We start from the raw sequence: 4,473 nt of genomic DNA on the forward strand, positions 1-4,473 counted from the left end.
CGGTAACCCGGCCGACCCTGTCCCAGGTGATCTTGTCGACTGCCATTCGGTCCCCCGATCGCAAGTCTGCAAATGAGGTCCGGCGCGAGGCACAGACCCTCAAAAGCTGATCCCGCAATGGGGCCGCGATAGGGCAGCGATGCGGAGGCAAGACGGCCGGAGGACGGCCGCCGCCTGCCGGGTCAGCGCGTCGTCGTGGCTGCCTGCGCTTCCGCTTCGGACGCCAGCTCCAGCTGGCGGTGCGAGGCGTGGAAGACGTCGTGGACGAGGCCGATCTTCTCCATGCCCAAGATGATCAGGCCGTTGAGATCGATCTCCCACCAGGCGTGCGAGAGATAGGCGTCCCGCGGGAAGCGGTGATGGTTGTTGTGCAGGCCCTCGCCGAAGGTGAGGATCGTGGTCACGAACTCGTTGGTCGAGGCGTCGTCGATCTCGAAACGGCGATAGCCGTAGGCGTGACAGACCGAGCCGGTGAGCTGGCTGACGAGGATCAGGAGATAGGCGCGGAGCAGGCCGGAGAACAGCACGCAGCCGATCATGGCGTGCAGGCCGCCGAAAACGTAGCCGACGACGCCGGGGATGAACACGGCCGACATCCCGTACCAGACCCAGCGCGTCCGCACGAAGAACATCGCGATCGGATCGGCGAGGATGTCCTTGGCATAGTATTCGTTGTCGGTCGTCGCCTGGTCGAACACCCAGCTGCCCTGGGCGTGCAGGAAGCCCTTGAACGCGCTGACATAGCGGTTGCCGAAGCCGTCGAATTGCGGGCTGTGGGGATCGCCGACGTCGTCGGCGTAGAGATGGTGGCGGYGGTGGTTGGCGACCCATTTGGCGATCGAGCCCTGCACCGCCATCTGGGCAATGGCGCAGAAGAAGACGCGCATGATCGGGCCGGTGCGGAAGCTGCGATGAACGAACAGGCGGTGCATGCCGGCGCCGATGCCGAATGTCGTCAGCGCGAACATCCAGGCAAACGTAAACAGCTCCACCTTGCCGATGCCCTGCGTGACGGCCCAGACGATGCCCGCGACCGCGCCGACATAGAGGATGCCGAGGAGGAGATAGCTTTCGCGCAGCTTGGCTTGGACGAGCGGTCCCTCGGTCACGACACCGGGGGGAAGCTGCGGCTTGGCGGCGGTGGACGCGCTCTGAGTGGTCTCTGCCTGGACGAACTCAGCGTCAGCGATAGTCATTCGGGACTTCCAAATAGGCTAGGCCCGCAATGATTGCGGACGGAYTGGGTCACACCCTATCGCGCAGGGGTCGCAACCTCCAGTATTTAGTTAAGAAAGAGTTAAGATGGGGCCGGGCCGGCTCAGGCCGACTGTTGCAGGGGCGAGCGCACGATCAGGCGGACGAGGTCGTCCCGCTGCTGCTTCACGGCGAATTTGACCGCAAAGCCGTTGTCGAATTTGCGGATGACGCGCCCGACGCAGGCGCCGACCGCAAGCGCGGTTCCGACCGGTGGGTCGTATTCGCAGGATATGGCGACGCCGGCCGTGGAGACGTCGATGATGAAGCAGGGATGGATGCTGCCGTCGGCGAGCGTCAGGAACGTGTGCGAGACCTGCGGAACGAAGCGGGCGTCATTCCGCAGCTCCTGGACGTTGGCGTCCTTCTGCTTTTTCTCCAGCCAGGTCAGCTTCTCCGACATCCAGGCGCGCCGCGCCCGCGTCATGTCGAGTTCCATCAGGAAGCCCGACTTCAGCGTCGCGCTGATCGTGCACTGGAATTCGCCGAAATCCTGGAAATAGGAGGTCACGCGCTCGCCGATCTTGCCGACGACGGGCACGTCCACGATCATGCGGAACGGCGAGACGCGCTTGGTCCGGCAGGCGAAGGTGCGGAGCTTACCCTCGCAATCGTACCAGCGCGGCAGCGAGTAGCTGCCGCTCACGGTGACTTCCACTGCACGCTGCCTGAGGAATTCTGCGACGGACATCAGCGCCAATCGGGTTGCGGAGTATTTCCGTAATTCAACGGTAGCGGTCAAAGTCTAAGCAAATGATACCGTCGCTCATGAGCAGGGGTAAATTTCCGGTAAACGCGCGGCTCGGTCATGCAGCGAGGCAAGCGGCATAACGTCCCGATTATGGGGCACGCGAATTCACAACATCGAGAGCGACGGTGCGGCCGCGGCGTTCAGAGAGATCCGAGCAGAACGAGACAAGCCAGCAAGGCCACGGCAATGATGAGTCTGATCGTCGTCCAGGCCGGACTCTCCGCACCGATCTCCAATCCGAGCCACGGCAATGCGCGCCGCAGCGCGCGCGTTGCGAATGCTTCGACGACGGCGAGCGCGAGGGCGATGCCGGCAAGGAACGACCATGACTCGGCCGGGGGTATCCACGGCACCAGCCAGGCCGGCACAGTGTCTTTGAGGGATGCGAGCAGCGCGAACCATCCGAACAGGTATGCGAAGTTCTTGATGATGTCGGGTCCGACCGCACCGGGCTCGAGCCGGATGCCGATCGCTGCGAGCGCGCGTTCGATGCGCTCACCGTCGGCCAAGAAGAGAAAGGCGCCGAGGTAGAGCGGAATGCGCGACATGAAGAGGAGGGCCATCAGCCCGAACAGAACCGCGTAGCCGTAGGCATCGCCGAGAATGTCCTTGCCGCTCGCGCGCGCGAGCTCCGGCGCGGTCGCGGCCTGGCGCTGCGGAAGCGACCTGGCCCGCGCCATGTGCTCCAGCATCCTGGCGCGCCGGTCCGGTGCGTAGGACGTCGTGCGGTGCATCCAGGGCGGCAGTGCCGAGGCAACGCCGGTTTGGCCGTCCGAGGGGGATTTGGGCTGTTCCATGGGCCTGCACCGGTTCCGATCGGATGTTGGTCGGAGGTGAGGGCCGGGGAGGTTCACGGTTATGGCGGTGCATGTCGCCGCATCGGCCGCGCGCCGTCGCGCGGATGGCGCTCCCTAGCGGAATCGAACCGCTCTCTCCACCGTGAAAGGGTGGCGTCCTAACCGATAGACGAAGGGAGCAAACGCTAAGCCCCGCCGCTTTTGACGGCACGGCCGCCGCCGCTCGAGTCGTGCCCGGCGGCTTGCAGCGGGCGAACGTATAGTGGCCTTTCGGCCCGTGGGCAAGCCGTTCGGGAACGGTCTTTTGGAACCGTGGATAGCGCGTCAAGGGGATGATTCGGAGCCGATTTCAACGGTTTCTTAGGGGGCTCTGAGATAGCGCTGGAGCGGGAGATTTCACGCCAATGCCACCGCCCAAGAAGCGCGCAGCCCGCAAGCTGCTGTCGCAGCACGCCTGGATCACGCTCGAGGGCGGATTCGCGGCGCGGCATTGCCTGGTCCAGGACATCTCGAGCTCGGGTGCCAAGATCACCCTGGACGAGGACGCAAGCCAGCTTCCGGGGGTGATCCGGCTGGCCTTCGCGCGCGATGCCCGCACCGGGCGGAACTGCCAGGTGGTCTGGCGCCGCGGCAAGTCGGCCGGGATCAAGTTCATCTGACATCGCGCCAGCGCTAGCCGCATGGCGCGCGCCGCCACGCCGGGCTAGAACGCCGGGATGCGCACGCCGCTCCTCATCCTGATCTCGTTGCTGGCCACGTCCGCGGCCGCGGCCGATCGCCCGCGCCTTCCGGCCGCCGAGCGGCCGCAGGCGGGCAAGACCTTGCCGCTGAAGGGCACGGGCGGGACGGCGAAGGCGAATTCCTGCGCCTCGTATGGAGTTGGCTTCACCATGATCGAGGCAACCGGGACCTGCGTGAAGGTCGGCGGCTCGATCCGCGGCGATGCCGCGGTCCGGCGTTGAGCCGCATGCCGCCGGATCTGTTGCGCCTCGATATCGTCGTCCCCGTGCTGATGTATTGCGCGCTGCTGTGGTGGGTCGGCCGCGGCCTGAGCTGGACCGCGCGGCTCGCCACCGCGGTCGTGACGCTGGTGCTGATCATCTGCGTGCTGCTGGTCGAGCGCGGCTGGGGCTAGGCCGCCCCCTCAAAACAAAAAAATGCGAAAACAAGCCCATGCACAGTAGCCGTCAAGTGCGGGCGTGACGCCGGCCGGCCGCGCCAGAACGGCGATTCATCACGCACTCATCGCAGCTTAAGCCGCATCAGCGGCTCACGACATCGGCGGCGCGACAAACCGTGCAAATCCGGGGCGTTTGCCGAGCTCGGCAAGCCAGCGCGTCAGGTTCGGCTGCGCCGGCCGGGTGATGCCCTCGACGCCGAGCCAGCGCCGCGCATAGGAGCCGATCGCGATATCGGCGAGCGTGAACTGCTCGCCCTCCATGAAGCGGCGCGTGGAGAGCAGGCGGTCGGCGATCGCCCAGACCTCGGCGGCGGCATCGGCATCGCGCTGCACCTGGATCATGTCGCGCTCGGCGGGTGCCGTGCGCACGATGCCCCAGAACACCGGGCGGTCGACCGGCTGCACCGCCGACAGCGTCCAGTCGAGCCAGCGGTCGACGGAAGTGCGCAGCTTCGGCGCTTCCGGATAGATCGGCGTGCCGCGTCCATGCG

7 protein-coding genes and 1 tRNA gene are annotated in these 4,473 nt (G+C 65.9%); 3 read left to right on the forward strand and 5 right to left on the reverse strand.

Annotated features, from left to right (window positions below; all coding sequences use genetic code 11):
* Window positions 1-182 precede the first annotated feature (182 nt).
* From AC1D00_RS28510 to AC1D00_RS28525, 4 genes are all read right to left on the reverse strand, one after another.
* Window positions 183-1,196, reverse strand: coding sequence for an acyl-CoA desaturase (locus tag AC1D00_RS28510; protein ID WP_477012956.1), 1,014 nt, complete (start codon window positions 1,194-1,196; stop codon window positions 183-185).
* 122 nt (window positions 1,197-1,318) lie between these two features.
* Window positions 1,319-1,945, reverse strand: a complete 627-nt coding sequence (locus tag AC1D00_RS28515; RefSeq protein ID WP_027542667.1) for a pilus assembly protein PilZ — start codon at window positions 1,943-1,945, stop codon at window positions 1,319-1,321.
* Between the two features lie 200 nt (window positions 1,946-2,145).
* On the reverse strand, window positions 2,146-2,802 hold the full coding sequence (locus tag AC1D00_RS28520; protein ID WP_477012957.1) for a hypothetical protein: 657 nt from the start codon (window positions 2,800-2,802) through the stop codon (window positions 2,146-2,148).
* A gap of 105 nt (window positions 2,803-2,907) precedes the next feature.
* A tRNA-Glu gene (locus AC1D00_RS28525) sits at window positions 2,908-2,982 on the reverse strand.
* A 224-nt stretch (window positions 2,983-3,206) separates the two neighbouring features.
* On the opposite strand from AC1D00_RS28525, the gene AC1D00_RS28530 reads away from it, so the two are divergent.
* The 3 genes from AC1D00_RS28530 to AC1D00_RS28540 are packed head-to-tail and all read left to right on the forward strand — an operon-like array spanning window position 3,207 to window position 3,937.
* Complete coding sequence (locus AC1D00_RS28530; protein WP_027542669.1) at window positions 3,207-3,461, forward strand: PilZ domain-containing protein; 255 nt, start codon at window positions 3,207-3,209, stop codon at window positions 3,459-3,461.
* Between the two features lie 57 nt (window positions 3,462-3,518).
* Entirely contained in the window at window positions 3,519-3,764 is a 246-nt protein-coding gene (locus AC1D00_RS28535) for a porin (RefSeq protein ID WP_135173646.1), read from the forward strand.
* A 5-nt stretch (window positions 3,765-3,769) separates the two neighbouring features.
* Window positions 3,770-3,937 carry a hypothetical protein gene (locus AC1D00_RS28540; RefSeq protein WP_135173647.1) on the forward strand — a complete coding sequence of 56 codons (168 nt, stop codon included), beginning with the start codon at window positions 3,770-3,772 and terminating at the stop codon, window positions 3,935-3,937.
* Between the two features lie 135 nt (window positions 3,938-4,072).
* On the opposite strand, the gene AC1D00_RS28545 is transcribed toward AC1D00_RS28540, so the two are convergent.
* The coding region (locus tag AC1D00_RS28545) for a glutathione binding-like protein (RefSeq protein ID WP_477012958.1) at window positions 4,073-4,473 on the reverse strand (401 nt) is incomplete at its 5' end.

Source organism: Bradyrhizobium sp. P2_E8 (genome assembly GCF_056403875.1).